At 73.8% G+C, this 14,477-nt stretch carries 12 protein-coding genes; all 12 read right to left on the bottom strand.

The features are described from left to right. Nucleotides 1–57: 57 nt before the first annotated feature. The 12 genes from dnaE to ftsW all read right to left on the bottom strand — a co-directional run bounded on the left by dnaE (nucleotide 58) and on the right by ftsW (nucleotide 14,477). On the bottom strand, nucleotides 58–3,600 hold the full coding sequence (gene dnaE, locus BGO37_RS12470; protein WP_291755334.1) for a DNA polymerase III subunit alpha: 3,543 nt from the start codon (nucleotides 3,598–3,600) through the stop codon (nucleotides 58–60). 63 nt (nucleotides 3,601–3,663) lie between these two features. Further along, nucleotides 3,664–4,599, bottom strand: coding sequence for an RluA family pseudouridine synthase (locus BGO37_RS12465; protein ID WP_291755333.1), 936 nt, complete (start codon nucleotides 4,597–4,599; stop codon nucleotides 3,664–3,666). After that, on the bottom strand, nucleotides 4,596–5,219 hold the full coding sequence (gene lspA / locus BGO37_RS12460; protein ID WP_291755332.1) for a signal peptidase II: 624 nt from the start codon (nucleotides 5,217–5,219) through the stop codon (nucleotides 4,596–4,598). The genes BGO37_RS12465 and lspA overlap by 4 nt, the downstream gene beginning before the upstream one ends. A gap of 20 nt (nucleotides 5,220–5,239) precedes the next feature. After that, nucleotides 5,240–5,638, bottom strand: coding sequence for a TraR/DksA family transcriptional regulator (locus BGO37_RS12455; RefSeq protein WP_291755402.1), 399 nt, complete (start codon nucleotides 5,636–5,638; stop codon nucleotides 5,240–5,242). Nucleotides 5,639–5,805: 167 nt separating this feature from the next. Further along, a complete protein-coding gene (locus BGO37_RS12450; RefSeq protein WP_291755330.1) occupies nucleotides 5,806–6,471 on the bottom strand; it encodes a DivIVA domain-containing protein in 666 nt (221 codons plus the stop codon). A gap of 110 nt (nucleotides 6,472–6,581) precedes the next feature. Then, a complete protein-coding gene (locus BGO37_RS12445; RefSeq protein ID WP_291755328.1) occupies nucleotides 6,582–6,863 on the bottom strand; it encodes a YggT family protein in 282 nt (93 codons plus the stop codon). A gap of 18 nt (nucleotides 6,864–6,881) precedes the next feature. Further along, nucleotides 6,882–7,346 carry a cell division protein SepF gene (locus tag BGO37_RS12440; protein ID WP_291755327.1) on the bottom strand — a complete coding sequence of 155 codons (465 nt, stop codon included), beginning with the start codon at nucleotides 7,344–7,346 and terminating at the stop codon, nucleotides 6,882–6,884. A 101-nt stretch (nucleotides 7,347–7,447) separates the two neighbouring features. After that, on the bottom strand, nucleotides 7,448–8,203 hold the full coding sequence (gene pgeF, locus BGO37_RS12435) for a peptidoglycan editing factor PgeF (protein ID WP_291755325.1): 756 nt from the start codon (nucleotides 8,201–8,203) through the stop codon (nucleotides 7,448–7,450). A 3-nt stretch (nucleotides 8,204–8,206) separates the two neighbouring features. Continuing rightward, nucleotides 8,207–9,442, bottom strand: coding sequence for a cell division protein FtsZ (gene ftsZ / locus BGO37_RS12430; protein ID WP_291755323.1), 1,236 nt, complete (start codon nucleotides 9,440–9,442; stop codon nucleotides 8,207–8,209). A gap of 136 nt (nucleotides 9,443–9,578) precedes the next feature. After that, nucleotides 9,579–10,349 carry a cell division protein FtsQ/DivIB gene (locus tag BGO37_RS12425; protein ID WP_291755322.1) on the bottom strand — a complete coding sequence of 257 codons (771 nt, stop codon included), beginning with the start codon at nucleotides 10,347–10,349 and terminating at the stop codon, nucleotides 9,579–9,581. 302 nt (nucleotides 10,350–10,651) lie between these two features. Further along, complete coding sequence (gene murC / locus BGO37_RS17860; RefSeq protein WP_367188108.1) at nucleotides 10,652–13,234, bottom strand: UDP-N-acetylmuramate--L-alanine ligase; 2,583 nt, start codon at nucleotides 13,232–13,234, stop codon at nucleotides 10,652–10,654. Further along, on the bottom strand, nucleotides 13,227–14,477 hold the full coding sequence (gene ftsW, locus BGO37_RS12410; RefSeq protein ID WP_291755321.1) for a putative lipid II flippase FtsW: 1,251 nt from the start codon (nucleotides 14,475–14,477) through the stop codon (nucleotides 13,227–13,229). Before ftsW ends, murC begins: the two co-directional genes overlap by 8 nt.

Below are 14,477 nucleotides of genomic sequence, written 5' to 3'. Positions count from 1 at the left end.
TCTAGGTGCGCCCGCCGATCGGCCGCCGGGGCGTCCGCCGCCCCGTCCGCCGCCGCGTCAGGACGGCAGGCAGCCGGGGCCGAGCAGCGCCTTGAGGTCGCCGAAGAGCTCGGTGGAGCGTTCGACGCGCAGCGCGTCGCCGAGCTTCATGAGCGTCGCGCGCCCCGGGCTCGTCAGCTTGAGCCGCACCTCCGTGGTCCCGGGGTGGCTGGCGAGCACCTCCTTGAGCCGTTCGACGACCGGTGGGGTGCACCGCTGCACGGACATCTGCACCAGCAGCGGCGCATCGACGCCGTGCGCGACGACGTCGGGCACGCTCACCTCGATCGCCTGCAGCTGCATGGTCTCGTCGCGCCGCCGCACGCGGCCGCGGATGACGAGCACCGCGTCCTCCGCGAGCACCGTCGAGTAGCTCTGGTACGTCTCGCCGAAGAACATCACCTCGACGGAGGACTCCATGTCCTCCAGGACCACCGACGCCCACGGGTTGCCCTGCTTGGACAGGCGCCGCTGCAGCGACGTCACCAGGCCGGCGACCGTGACCGTCGAGCCGTCGGGCCGCTGCTCGTCCGCCAGCAGGGTGGCGATCGGGACGTCAGCGGCCGCGGTGAGGACGTGCTCGATGCCCGCCAGGGGATGGTCCGAGACGTAGAGGCCGAGCATCTCGCGCTCGAACGTCAGCCGCTGCTTCTTGTCCCAGTCCGGCACGTCCGGCACGACGACCGAGAAGCCTGAGCCGGCGTCGCCGTCGTTCGTCATGTCGGCGAACAGGTCGAACTGACCCTCCGCCTCCCGGCGCTTGACGCCGATCACCGCGTCGACCGCCTGCTCGTGGACCAGCAGCAGCGCGCGGCGGGTGTGCCCGAGGCTGTCGAAGGCGCCGGCCTTGACGAGCGACTCGATGGTCCGCTTGTTGCAGACGACCGCCGGGACCTTGTCGAGGAAGTCGGTGAAGCTCGTGTACGCGCCCTTCGCGTGCCGGGTCTCGACGATCGCCTCGACGACGTTGGCGCCGACGTTGCGCACCGCTGTCAGCCCGAACCGGATGTCGTCGCCCACGGCCGTGAAGTTCGCGACCGACGAGTTGACGTCCGGGGGCAGCACCGTGATGCCCATGCGGCGGCACTCGCCGAGGTAGAGCGCCGACTTGTCCTTGTCGTCGCGCACGGACGTCAGCAGCGCCGCCATGTACTCGACCGGGTAGTTCGCCTTGAGGTAGGCGGTCCAGTACGAGACGAGGCCGTACGCGGCGGAGTGCGCCTTGTTGAACGCGTAGTCCGAGAAGGGCACGAGGATGTCCCACAGCGTCTGGACGGCGTTCATCGAGTAGCCGCGGTCCCTCATGCCGCCCGAGAACGTCTCGAACTGCTTGTCCAGCTCGGACTTCTTCTTCTTGCCCATCGCGCGGCGCAGCAGGTCGGCCTGGCCGAGCGAGTACCCGGCGAGCCGCTGGGCGATCGCCATGACCTGCTCCTGGTAGACGATCAGGCCGTACGTCTGGTCGAGGATGTCCTTGAGCGGCTCGGCCAGCTCGGGGTGGATCGGCGTGATCTCCTGCAGCCGGTTCTTGCGCAGGGCGTAGTTCGTGTGGGAGTTCGCGCCCATGGGCCCCGGGCGGTAGAGGGCGCCGACGGCCGAGATGTCCTCGAAGTTGTCGGGCCGCATGAGGCGCAGCAGCGCCCGCATGCCGCTCCCGTCGAGCTGGAAGACGCCCAGCGTGTCGGCGTTCGCGAGCAGCTGGTAGGTCCTCGGGTCGTCGAGCGGAAGCTCCTCGAGCGTCAGCGGCGCCTTGCCGTTGGCGACGATGTTGGCGAGGGCGTCGTCCAGGATCGTCAGGTTCCGCAGCCCGAGGAAGTCCATCTTGATCAGGCCGAGGCCCTCACAGGTGGGGTAGTCGAACTGCGTGATGACGGCGCCGTCCTGCGGCCGGCGCATGATCGGGATGATGTCGATGAGCGGGTGGCTCGACATGATGACGCCGGCCGCGTGCACGCCCCACTGCCGCTTCAGCCCCTCGATGCCGCGCGCCAGCGCCACCACGCGCTGGGCGTCGGGGTCGGCCGCGTGCAGCTGGCGGAACTCGTCGCCCTCCGCGTAGCGCGGGTCGCTCGGGTCGAAGATGTTCGCCAGCCCGATGTCGTGGCCCTGGTTCGGCGTCGGGATGACCTTGGTCAGCTTGTCGCCCATGGCGAACGGGAAGCCCAGCAGCCGGGCGGAGTCCTTGACGGCCTGCTTGGCCTTGATGGTGCCGTACGTGACGATCTGGGCGACGCGGTCCTCGCCGTACTTGTCGGTGACGTACCTGATCACCTCGCCGCGCCGGCGCTCGTCGAAGTCCACGTCGAAGTCGGGCATCGAGACGCGGTCGGGGTTGAGGAACCGCTCGAAGATCAGGCCGTGGTTGAGCGGGTTGAGGTCGGTGATCTTCATCGCGTAGGCGGCGATCGACCCGGCGCCGGAGCCACGTCCCGGCCCGACGCGGATGCCGTGGTCCTTCGCCCAGTTGATGAAGTCGGCGACGACGAGGAAGTACCCCGGGAAGCCCATCTGCGTGATGACGCCGGTCTCGTACTCGGCCTGCGCCCGCACCTCGTCGGAGATCCCCTGCGGGAACCGCCGGTGCAGCCCGCGCTCGACCTCCTTGACGAACCAGCTCGTCTCGTCCTCCCCCGGCGGGCAGGGGAACCGCGGCATGTAGTTCGCCCTGGTGTTGAAGGTGACGTCGCACTGCTCCGCCAGGCGCAGCGTGGCGTCGCACGCCTCGGGCACCTCCGCGAAGAGCCGCCGCATGTCCTCGCTCGAGCGCACGTGGTAGCCGTCGCCGTCGAACCGGAAGCGGTCCGGGTCAGCCAGCGTCGACCCGGAGTTGATGCACAGCAGCGCGTCGTGCGAGCTGTGGTTCTCGGGCCGGACGTAGTGCGAGTCGTTCGTGGCCAGCAGGGGCGCACCCAGGTCCCGGGCGAGCAGGATGAGGTCCTTCGCGACGCGGGTCTCGATCTCCGCGCCGTGATCCATCAGCTCGACGTAGACGTTCTCCTTCCCGAACACGTCCTGCAGCTCGCCGAGGGCGCGCGCCGCCTGGTCGCGCTGCCCGAGGCGCAGCCGGGTCTGCACCTCGCCCGACGGGCACGCCGTACCGACCGACAGCCCGCCGGAATAGCGCTGCAGCAGCTCGAGGTCCATCCGCGGCCACTTGCCCATCTGACCCTCGAGCGATGCCATGGAGCCGAGGCGGAAGAGGTTGTGCAGCCCCTCGTTGTCCCGGGCCCACAGCGTCAGGTGCGTGTACGCACCGCGCGCGGAGACGTCGTCCGCCCGCTGGCTCTCGTCGCCCCAGCGCACCAGGGTCCGGTCGAAGCGGCTGGTCCCCGGCGTGACGTACGCCTCGAGGCCGATGATCGGCTTGACGCCCGCCGCGCGGGCCTTGCTCCAGAACTCGTACGCGCCGAACAGGTAGCCGTGGTCGGTCATGGCCACCGCGGTCTGGCCGTGCCGCGCCACCTCGGCGACGAGGTCGCCGATCTTGGCCGCGCCGTCGAGCATCGAGTACTCGGTGTGCACGTGCAGGTGGACGTAGTCGGAGCCGTCCGCCGGTGCCATGCGGGCGATCCTACGTCGCCCCTCGGACACTCCCGGACCGCCCGCCGACCCGTGTCGGCAGCCTCAGCGGTAGGCCTCGCGCAGCCGGTCGAGGGCGACCTGCAGGTCGCCCGGGTAGGGGCTGGTGAACTCGACCCAGCGGCCCGTGGCGGGGTGCTCGAACCCCAGGCGGACCGCGTGCAGCCACTGCCGTGTGAGGCCCAGCCGCTCCGCCAGCACCGGGTCCGCGCCGTACGTCAGGTCGCCGACGAGCACGTGCCGCAGGGCCGCGAAGTGGACGCGGATCTGGTGCGTGCGCCCGGTCTCCAGGTGGACCTCGACGAGGGAGGCGGCCGGCAGCATCTCGACGACCTCGTAGTGCGTCACGGCGGGCTTGCCGCTCGCGACGACGGCGAACTTCCAGTCGGAGCTCGGGTGCCGACCGACCGGGGCGTCGATCGTCCCCACGGTCGGCTCGGGGTGGCCCTGGACCACCGCGTGGTAGACCTTGTCGACCGTCCGCTCCTTGAACGCCCGCTTGAGCACCGTGTAGGCGTGCTCGGTCTTGGCGACCACCATGAGCCCGCTGGTGCCGACGTCGAGCCGGTGCACCACCCCCTGCCGCTCGGCGGCGCCGGACGTGGACACCCGGTAGCCGGCCGCGGCCAGCGCGCCGACGACGGTCGGGCCCGTCCATCCCGGCGAGGGGTGCGCCGCGACGCCCACCGGCTTGTCGACCACGACGACGTCCTCGTCGTCGTGCACGATCGCCATCCCGGGCACCGGCTCCGGCGGCTGCGTCGGGGCAGGCACGGGCGCCTCCGGCAGCTCGACCTCGAGCCAGCCCCCTGCCGTCAGCCGGTCCGACTTGCCGACCACGCGCCCGTCGAGCGCCACGCCGCCCGCCTCGACCACCTCGGCGGCGCGCGTGCGCGAGAGCCCCAGCAGGCGTGCCAGCCCCGCGTCGACGCGTTCGCCGGCCAGCCCGTCCGGCACGGGCAGCGTGCGACGGGTCGTCACGGCTCGCGGACGACCGTCCCGGCCGTGCCGGACGTCCCGTCCGGGGCGTCGACCGCCGCGGCCGCCGCTCCGTCGTGCGTCTCGTGCGTGCCGTCCAGCCGCACGCCGCGCAGCGTCTGCAGCACGACGAGCACCGCGGCGACGACGATCGCGATGTCGGCGACGTTCCCCACGAACCAGTTGCCGTACGCGATGAAGTCGACGACGTGGCCGCGGGCGGGCGCCGGCGGCCGGAAGAACCGGTCGACCAGGTTGCCCAGGGCGCCGCCCAGCAGCAGCCCGAAGGCCACCGCCCACAGCCGGGAGCCGAGCCGCCGCGACGCGCGCGCCACGACGATGACGACGACGACCGCGATGAGCGTCAGGACCCAGGTCATGCCCGTGGCGATGGACAGCGCCGCGCCGCGGTTGAACACCAGCTCGAGCCCGAGCAGGGACCCGATGAGGTCGATCCGCTCGCCGGGAACCATGGTGTCCAGCACGCGCCACTTCGTCAGCTGGTCCACCGCGAGCACGACGAGCGTGAGCACGGCGACGAGGGGAAGCAGCCGGGTGCCGCGGGCCGCCCCCGTCGGGGTCTGCGTCGCGTCGTCGGTCGCGTCGATCGGGTTCTCGGGCACCGCAGGAGTGTACGGGTGGCTCAGCGCCGTTCCTCGCGCTGCTTGCACTCGACGCACAACGTCGCCCGCGGGAAGGCCTGGGTGCGCGCCTTGCCGATGGGCTGCCCGCACGACTCGCACGTGCCGAACGTGCCGGCGGTGATCCGCTCGAACGCGTGCTGCGTCTGCAGCAGCAGGTCGCGCGTGTTGTTCACCAACGTCAGCTCGTGCTCACGCTCGAGCGCGGAGGCGCCCGAGTCCGCCTGGTCGTCGCCGGCACCGTCGCCCGCGTTCCGCAGGAGGTCCGTCAGGTCGGCGTCGGCGTTCGCGAGCTCGCCCTCGAGGCGCTGCCGCTCCGCGACCAGCTCGTCGGCCACGGCCGTCACTTCCTTGGCCGTCCACGGCTTCTCGCCGGCACGCACAGGGAAGTTCTTGACCATCTTGGCCAGGTCCTTCGGCTCACCACCCACGGTGAGCGTGTTGAGCACCTCGTTCACGCTCGGTCACCCCCCCTTCGGAAGTCACGCGACTGTAATCGCACGCCATGCACCGCACAACACGACACGCAGCCCCCGGCATACCGGGGACCGCGTGTCGATGGTCCGATCTACAGGTTGTCGCCCACGGGCTGCGCCTGGCCGGCCCGCGGCGGCAGCGCGTTGCCACGGTTGTCCAGGTCGCCCAGGAGGTTCTCGAGGTAGCTCTTGAGGCGCGTGCGGTAGTCCCGCTCGAAGACCCGCAGCTCGTCGATCTTGCGCTCCAGGAGGCTGCGCTCCTGCTCCAGCTGCATGAGCGTGCGCTGGCTGGTCTCCTCCGCCTCGCGCACGATCTGCGACGCGCGCACGCGGGACTCGTTGACCAGGCGGTCCGACTCCTCCTGGCCGCTGCGCACGTAGTCGTCGTGCAGCTTCTGCGCGAGGGCGAGCATGCCGGTGGCGGACTCGGGCTCGTTGCGGGCCGGGGCCGGGGCCGGGGCGCTGAAGACGGGTGCCGGGGCCGGCGCGGCCACGACCGGCGCGGGCTCGGGCTCGGGGGCGGCAACCGGGGCCGGCGCGGCGACCGCGGCGGTGGCGCCGTCACGGCTCAGCTCGGCGATCCGCCGCTCGGCGGCGGCCAGCTTCGTCTTGACGTCGTCGTTCTCGTTCTGCAGCTCGCGCAGCGAGTTGACGACCTCGTCCAGGAAGTCGTCGACCTCGTCCTGGTCGTAGCCCTCGCGGAACTTCGTCGACTGGAACTTCTTGTTCAGGACGTCGTCTGCGGTCAGCAGTGCCATCGTCGTCACCTCTGTCGGTCGTGCTGCTGGAGCTGGCGGCAGTCACCGACCGCCTCGGGCCACCGTAGCGGAATTCGGCCGCCCGGGAACTCCCGCGACACACCGCATCGTCACAGGACGGCGAGCAGCACCCAGCACACCGCGAACAGGACCATGTAGGCGACGTCGATGCTGACGTTGCCCAGCCGCAGCGGCGGGATGAGGCGCCGCAGCAGCTTCAGCGGCGGGTCGGTCACCGTGTAGACCGCCTCGGCGAGGACGAGCACGGCGCCCTTCGGACGCCAGTCGTGCGCGAAGAACTGGACCCAGTCCAGCACGGCCCGCGCGAGCAGGAAGATGAGGAAGACGACGACGACGAGGCTCAGGACCTCGCGGATGACCAGGAGCGGCACGCGCTAACTCTGCACGTCTCAGCTCTGGTTGTAGAAACCGGCGCGCGCGGGCGCCTCGGCCGTCGCCCCCTGCGCCGACACCTCGACCGTCGCCGGCGAGAGCAGGAAGACCTTGTTGGTGACCCGCTCGATCGCGCCGTGCAGGCCGAAGATCAGCCCGGCGGAGAAGTCGACGAGCCGCTTGGCGTCGGCGTCGTCCATGTCGGTGAGGTTGATGATCACCGGGATGCCGGAGCGGAACGCCTCTCCGATGGTCCGCGCGTCGTTGTACGACCGCGGGTGCACGGTCGTGATGCGGCGCAGCTCGGCGGCGGGCGCGGGCGCGCTCGACCGCTCGGGCCGCCGCAGCGGGGTCACCTGACCCACGAACTGCTCAGCCACCTCGACCTCCTGTCCGTCGTCCTCGACCCACTCCTCGTGGTCGTCGGCGCCAGGCTCGGCCAGACCGAGGTACAGCATCGTCTTGCGCAGCGCTCCGGCCATCAGCCCTCTCCCCATCCGTGCGTGCGTCGTCGGCACGTACCGCGTTTCACGCTAGCAACGGTGTGCCCGCTGTCCTGGGAAGACACGCCCGGCGGCGCCGGTCACATCGGCAGGAGCCGGACGAGCCCGCAGGAGCGGCCCGTCGTCGTGCCGGCCGCCGTCGCCCGGCGATGGGAGTACAGCCCGGGGTCCGTGAACGTGTCCCGGTCGATGCGTGCGACGTCGCGGACCCCGGCCCGGGCCAGCTCGCCGGCCGCGGCCGCGGGCAGGTCCAGCGCGGGCGTGCCCCACGAGGTGGTCGTCGGCGCCTCGGGCAGGCGCCGGCCCACCTCGTCGCGCATCGGGCCCGGCACCTCGTACGACGAGCCGGCGATCGACGGGCCGACGACGGCCCGGAGGCGCTCGGCCTGCGCGCCCTGCGCCAGCATGGTCGCGACCGCTGCCCCGACGACGCCCGCGACGAGCCCGGCCCGCCCGGCGTGGACCGCGGCGACGACCCGCGCCTCCGGGTCCGCCAGCAGCACCGGCACGCAGTCGGCGACCAGCACCGCCACCGCGACGTCCTCGTCGGCGGTCACGTAGGCGTCGGCCTCGCCGATCGTCCGCTCGTCGTACCGGCCGCCGCCGACGACGAGCACCCCGGCGCCGTGCACCTGCGTGCCGAACGCCACCGGCGCGCCCGCCCAGCCGGCCAGGCGGGCCCGGTTGGCCAGCACGTCGGCCTCGTCGTCCCCGACGCCCAGACCGAGGTCGAGCGAGTCCCACGGCGCGCGGCTCACGCCGCCGGCCCGCCCGGTGAACGCGGCCAGCACGCCCGGCCCGAGGTCGACGGCCTCCCAGGCCGGGGCGGCGGTCACGGCCTACTTGAGGAAGTCCGGGACGTCCAGCTCGTCGTGCTCGACGCGCGGCACCGGCTCGGTGAAGAGCTTCGGCACCTCGAGCGAGCCCGTCAGCGGGACCGGATCGAGGTCGCTCGACAGGAACGCCGGGACCTCGGGCGCCGGACGCGACGCCACCGGCTGGTGCTCGGCCGCGACCGGCACCGGCGCCTGGACCGGGGCCGGGCGGGGCTGGGGCGGCACCGTCGCGGCCGGCGCCGCGCCGGCGCTGACCTGTCCCAGCGCGCGGGCGTCGCGACGCACGGTCGGCGTGCCGCCGTCGAACCCGGCGGCGATGACGGTGACGCGCACCTCGTCGCCCAGGGCGTCGTCGATGACCGCGCCGAAGATGATGTTCGCCTCGGCGTGGGCGGCCTCCTGGACCAGGCGGGCCGCCTCGTTGATCTCGAACAGGCCGAGGTCGGAGCCGCCCTGGATCGACAGCAGCACGCCGTGCGCCCCGTCGATGCTCGCCTCGAGCAACGGGGAGGAGATCGCCATCTCCGCCGCCTGGACCGCACGGTCCTCGCCGCGGGCGTACCCGATGCCCATGAGGGCCGATCCGGCGCCCTGCATGACGGACTTGACGTCGGCGAAGTCGAGGTTGATGAGCCCGGGGGTGGTGATGAGGTCCGTGATGCCCTGGACGCCGGACAACAGCACCTGGTCCGCCGAGCGGAAGGCGTCCAGCACCGACACGGACCGGTCCGAGATCGACAGCAGGCGGTCGTTGGGGATGACGATGAGCGTGTCGACCTCGGCGCGCAGCGCCTCGATGCCCGAGTCCGCCTGGACCCCCCGACGCCGCCCCTCGAACGTGAACGGGCGCGTGACGACGCCGATGGTCAGGGCGCCGAGGGAGCGCGCGACGCGCGCCACGACGGGCGCGCCGCCCGTGCCGGTGCCGCCGCCCTCGCCCGCGGTGACGAACACCATGTCGGAGCCGCGGATGACGTCCTCGATCTCCTCGACGTGGTCCTCGGCGGCCTTGCGCCCGACCTCCGGGTCGGCGCCCGCGCCCAGGCCGCGCGTCAGCTCGCGGCCGACGTCGAGCTTGACGTCCGCGTCCGACATCAGCAGCGCCTGGGCGTCGGTGTTGATGGCGATGAACTCCACGCCCTTGAGGCCGACCTCGATCATCCGGTTGACGGCGTTGACGCCGCCCCCGCCGATGCCGACGACCTTGATGACCGCCAGGTAGTTCTGCGGAGCTGCCACGGTTCACGCCTCTCGTTCCGGGGTCCTGCGTTCAACCTTCACCCTCAGGTGGAGGGTTAGAGTTATGTCAGGTCCTTCGGGTGTGAAGGTAGGTCCGCACCCCGACCGCGGCAACGACCGCGGCGCGCGTGTCGCGCTACTTCGTGATGGGCATCCGCGGCGCCGACACGTCGATGGTGTGGACGCCGGCCGCCGCGGGCGAGGCGCGCAGCGCCGTGAGCACCGCTGCCTTGAGCGCGGTCTCGTCCGCGCTCCCCCACTCGACGTTCACGCCGTCGCGCAGCTTCATGGTGATGGTGTCCTGCGTCTGGGCCGACACGCCGCCGATCGCGGCCGCCAGGGCGGGTGGCAGCTGCCGCACCACCGAGAGCACGGCCTGCAGCGTGCGGGGGTCGTCCACCGGCACGGTGACCACCGGCAGGCCGGCCGGGGCCTTGTCGGTGCGCCCCACCTGGACGCCGTCCTGGTCGAGCAGGGCGAAGCCCACGGCGGCCACGCCCTGCGGCGCCTGCTGCTCCGGGACGGCCGCGACCGGCTCGCGGCTGACCAGCGCGACCGTCAGCCCCCTCGGCCAGTCGCGAGAGACGGTGGCGTCGCGCACGCCCGGCACCTGGAGGATCTCCGCACGCAGCCGGCCGACGTCGAGGCGCGGCAGCGGCGTGCCCTCGTGCCGGGCGACGACGGCGGTCACCTGGTCCACCGCCACGACCGTCCCGGCGCCGGTGACCGTCGCCCTGGCCGGATCGAGCGCGAAGACCGGCGAGAACAGGACGAGGTAGCCGAGGCCCAGCAGGAGCAGCGTGCCGCCGACGACGTACGCGATCTGCCGGCGGGCGAGGTTCCGGGCCGCCCGCGCGCGTTCGGCGAACCGCTCGGCCGACCGCGTCGAGACGACCGCCGGGCGCACGGGGCCACGGAAGCGCCTGACCTCGTAGGTGGTGCGCGAGGTGGCGGGCGCGGCCGTGCGGACGGGAACCGTCGACGTGCCGGCGGCCGGCTCCGGCGTCGACGGAGTCGGCTGCCGGGAGGCCTCGCGCGGACCCGGTCCGTCGGCGGCGGGACCCGAGGAGCCGCTGCGCGGTGGGGCCACCCACGGTGTGGGGGGAGGTGCGGCGGGCGTGGCACGCGGCGTGGCGGGCGAGCCGGTGGGCACAGCCGGCGAACCGCGCCGGGTGGGGGCGGGCCGCGGCGCCGGCGGCCGGGACGGGCTCACGACGAGCCTCCGCCGCCGAGCGCCTCGAGCACCACGGGCACCAGGGCGGTGACGTCCCCCGCGCCGACGGTGAGCAGCAGGTCGCCAGGGCGGGCCAGGGCGGCGACGGCCCGGGCCGCCTCCAGCCGGTCGGCGACGAAGCGGGCGTGCCCGCCCATCCGGTCGGTGATCAGCGCGCCGGTGACGGCGGGGTCGGGGTCCTCGCGCGCCGCGTAGACGTCCGTGACGACGACCTCGTCGGCCGCCGCCAGCGCGGTGGCGAACTCGTCGGCGAACGCCTTGGTCCGCGAGAACAGGTGCGGCTGGAACAGGACGAGGACCCGCCCCCCGGCCACCTGACGGGCGGCGCGCAGGAGCGCGGCGATCTCGGTCGGGTGGTGCGCGTAGTCGTCGACCACCCGCACGCCGCCGGCGCTGCCCCGGTCCTCGAAGCGCCGGCCGGTGCCGCGGAACGCCGCGAGCCCCTCGGCCGCGACCTCGTCGGGCACGCCCAGCCGGCGCAGCGCGACCCAGGCGGCCGCGGCGTTGAGGCCGTTGTGCTCGCCCGGGACGGCCAGCCGCAGCCGCGCGCTCGCCTCGGCGGTCACCACCGGGGTGGTCCACGAGCCGTCCGGCCCGCGGGTGGTCGGCCCCACCCGAACGTCGGCCTCGGGCGACCGGCCGTACGTCGTCACCGCGACGCCCGAACGGCGCAGCGGTCCGGCCACCCGCGCCACCAGCCGCGCCGCGCCCTCGTCGTCGGCGCAGGCCACGAGCAGGCCGCCGGAGCGGATCCGCGCGGTGAACCTGGCGAACGCGTCCTCGAAGGCCTCCCGGGTGCCGTAGTGGTCCAGGTGGTCGGGCTCGACGTTGGTGACGATCGCGACGAGCGGCGCGTAGTTGAGGAAGGAACCGTCGGACTCGTCGGCCTCCGCGACGAAGGGTCCGGCGCCGTCCCTCGCCCCACCGAGCGGGCCGTCCGGGCCGACGACCACGCCACCGATCGCGAACGCGGGGTCCTTCCCCGCCGCCAGGAGCGCCGAGGCGACCATCGCCGAGGTCGTCGTCTTGCCGTGCGCGCCCGCCACGGCCACGGCGTCCCGGCCCGCCATGAGCGCGGCCAGCGCCTGCGACCGGTGCAGCACGCGGAGGCCGGCCGCCCGGGCGGCGGTCAGCTCGGGGTTCGTCTCGCGGACGGCCGAGGAGACGACGACGGTGTCGGCGCCCGCCACGTGGGCGGCGTCGTGGCCGACGTGGACGTCGACGCCCGCCCGCCGCAGGCCCGGCAGCGCCGGCCCGTCGGCCGCGTCGGAGCCCGAGACGGGCAGGCCCCGGGCCGCCAGCAGCGTGGCGACCGCGGACATCCCGGCGCCGCCCACCCCCACGAGGTGGACGTGACCCAGCGCGTCCAGCGGCGGCGGCACGTACGCGTCGTCGCGCCGCAGGTCCACCGGCTCGGGCGGGGCGGCGGGCCGCGGCGCCAGCAGCGCCATCACCAGGCCGGCCACGCGGGCCGCGGCGTCGCGCACGCCCACCCGCGCGGCGGCCGCGGCCATCCGCGACCGCGTCGCCGCCGACGACTCGCCGGCGAGGAGCGGCACGAGGCGGGTGCGGACCCACGCCGGCGTCAACGTCTCGTCCTGGACGAGCAGGCCCCCGCCCGCCTCGACGACGCCGGCGGCGTTGAGGCGCTGCTCCCCGTTGCCGAACGGCAGCGGCACGTACACCCCAGGGATGCCGAGCGCCGTCAGCTCGCACACCGTGCCGGCGCCGGCGCGGCACAGCACGAGGTCGGCGACGGCCAGGGCCAGCTCCATGCGGCCGAGGTACTCCAGCACGTGGTACCGCTCGGCGCCCGGGATGCCCGTCAGGGCCGCCCGGACCGCGTCGGCCTTGCCGGCGCCGGTGAGGTGCACCACCTGGACACCGGCCGCCAGCAGGTCGGCCGCCGCGCCGGAGACGGCGCGGTTGAGGCTCAGGGCGCCGAGCGAGCCGCCCGTGACGAGCAGCGTCGGCAGCGACGGGTCGAGGCCGAGCTCGATGGCGGCGCGGGTGCGCGTCGCGACGGGGTCGGCCGCCCGGGCGGCGGCGAGGCGCGCGATCGGGGCGCGCAACGGCAGGCCGGTCACCTGCGCTCGCGGCAGCCGTGTCGCGGGGAACGTCGTGGCGACCGCGGCCGCCCACCGCGCGCCGAGGCGGTTCGCGAGGCCCGGGCGGGCGTTCTGCTCGTGCACGACGACGGGCACCCGGCGCCGGCGCGCGGCCAGGTAGGCCGGGGTCGAGACGTAGCCGCCGAAGCCGACGACGACGCCGGCGCCCGACTCGTCGATGGCCCGGCCCGCGGCGCGCACGGCCGCGCGCAGGCGGCCGGGGAGGCGCAGCCAGTCGAGGGTGGGCCGGCGCGGCAGCGGCACGCGCGGCACGAGGGCCAGCTCCAGCCCGTGCTCCGGCACGAGTCGTGACTCGAGCCCCTCGGCCGTGCCGAGCGCGACGAGCCCGATGCCCGGTCGCTGCGCGCGCAGCGCGTCGGCGACCGCCAGCAGGGGGTTGACGTGACCCGCCGTGCCGCCGCCCGCCAGGAGGACGGTGGGCTCAGCCACGGGCACGCCCGAGCACGGCCAGCGACCGGCGGAACACCGAGGGCCGCGCCGCCAGCGCCTCGGCGGCGCCCGGTTCCGTGCGCGCGAACGCCAGCACCACCCCCAGGGCGGCCATCGTCATGATGAGCGCCGACCCACCGGCGGAGACCAGGGGCAGGGGCACGCCCATCACCGGCAGCAGGCCCAGGACGACGGCGATGTTGATCATCGCCTGCCCGATGAGCCACAGCATGATCGCGCCCGTCGTGATCTTGGCGAAGGCGTCGTCGTGCCGCCGGATGATCCGGACCATCGCGAACGCCAGCAGACCGAAGAGCGCGACCACCAGGAGCGTGCCGAGCAGGCCCAGCTCCTCCCCGATGATGGCGAACACGAAGTCGTTGTGCGCCTCCGGCAGGTAGCCCCACTTCTCCCGGCTCTGGCCCAGCCCCAGCCCGCCCCAGCCGCCGGTGCCGAGCGCCCAGATGCCGTGCTTCGACTGGTAGGTGACGCCGAGACCGCCCTGGTCGACGGTCTGCGGGTGGAGCCAGGCCTTGATCCGGCCGGAGCGGTTGCCGCTGAGCATGACGAGCGGCAGCGTGACGACGCCGACGGCCAGGGCCGGCACCGCGAACATGCGCAGCCTCATCCCCGACACCCAGAGCGCCCCGAAGACGAGCAGGAACAGCACCAACGTCGTCCCCAGGTCGCCGCCGAGGAGCACGACGCCGATCGCGCCCGCCGCGACCGGGACCGCCGGGATCAGCGCGTGCTTCCACTCGTGCAGCAGCGGCAGCTTGCGGGCCAGCACGGCGCCCAGCCAGAGCGCGAGGGCGAACTTGATCATCTCCGACGGCTGCGCCTGGAACCCGGGAAGCCGCACCCAGTTGGTGTTCCCGTTCTCGGTCGCGCCCAGCGGGGTGAAGACGAGCGCCTGGAACAGCACGGCGCCGACGAGAGCCGGCCACGCCAACGCCCTGAGCCGACGCAGCGACATCCGGGAGAGGATCACGAGGACCGGCAGCCCGACGAGGGCGAACTTCGTCTGGGCGACGAACTGCGCGTAGGGCGACCGGCTCGCCGCGAGGGAGTCCACGCTCGAGCTCGACAGCACCATGACGAGGCCGAGCACGAGCAGCAGCGCCGTCGCGCCGGCCAGCACGTAGTAGCTCGTCACCGCGCTGTTCCACTGGCCCAGCGCCGACCTCGTCGGCCGCGTGGCCGTGGGCGCGGCGGGCGCCGGGGCCGGCCGTGTCGCCGCCAC

Source organism: Cellulomonas sp. 73-92 (genome assembly GCF_001898175.1).
In the GTDB taxonomy this organism is placed as follows: domain Bacteria; phylum Actinomycetota; class Actinomycetes; order Actinomycetales; family Cellulomonadaceae; genus Cellulomonas.
This window is presented reverse-complemented; position numbering and strand designations above follow the sequence as displayed.

What these genes read in the sequence shown, in the direction of transcription:
- dnaE (WP_291755334.1), bottom strand. Translation starts at nt 3,600, where the DNA reads ATGGCACCGGCGGACGGCTCCGACTACGTCCACCTGCACGTGCACACC.
- BGO37_RS12455 (WP_291755402.1), bottom strand. Translation starts at nt 5,638, where the DNA reads ATGGTCAAGAACTTCCCTGTGCGTGCCGGCGAGAAGCCGTGGACGGCC.
- BGO37_RS12450 (WP_291755330.1), bottom strand. Translation starts at nt 6,471, where the DNA reads ATGGCACTGCTGACCGCAGACGACGTCCTGAACAAGAAGTTCCAGTCG.
- BGO37_RS12440 (WP_291755327.1), bottom strand. Translation starts at nt 7,346, where the DNA reads ATGGCCGGAGCGCTGCGCAAGACGATGCTGTACCTCGGTCTGGCCGAG.